The following is a 495-nucleotide window of genomic DNA, read 5'->3' as shown; positions in this document are numbered from 1 at the left end:
CGGGTCGCCGGTGCGGCCTGCTTCGGTGCGGCTTGCTTCGGGGCGGCTGTGGGAGCGCTCCGCTCCGGCGCCTCCGGGCGGCTCGGCGCCCGTGCTCACGCCCGCGCGGGCCACCCGCATCAGCCGCAGCGCCGTCGCCACGTCCCCGCTGAGCAGGCCGACCGCACCGCACTCGCGGAACGTCGGCGCGGCCGTGCAGGCCGCCTCGTACGTGTCCGTCACCGGGGACGCGGGGGACGCCGGGGCCGTCTCCGCCAGGCACACGACATGGATGCCGGCCCGGGGGCCCTCCAGCGCCAGCCGGGCCACCGCCTTGCGCAGATCCGCGCCGCCGGGGTCGCCGTCCACGACGACCACGGTGTACGGCCCCGGGAAACCGCCGCCCTCCTGGTCCTCCGCGTCGGCGCGGGCCCAGGACGGCCGCCGGGCGGCGCCCCGAGGGCCGTCGCCCGGGGTCTCCGAACGGGCGGCCGGGACCCGCCCGCGCACCTGGGC

Annotated in this window: 1 pseudogene; it reads right to left on the bottom strand. The window is 80.6% G+C overall.

What is annotated here, in order from left to right:
- Nucleotides 1-495 (bottom strand): annotated as a pseudogene (locus tag G3I78_RS47750) (cell division protein FtsK); the annotation flags it as partial.

This window comes from Streptomyces sp. SID13726 (assembly GCF_010548375.1).
Lineage (GTDB): Bacteria > Actinomycetota > Actinomycetes > Streptomycetales > Streptomycetaceae > Streptomyces.
Note: the sequence above shows the minus strand (reverse complement) of the source record. Positions and strands in the feature narration are given on the sequence as shown.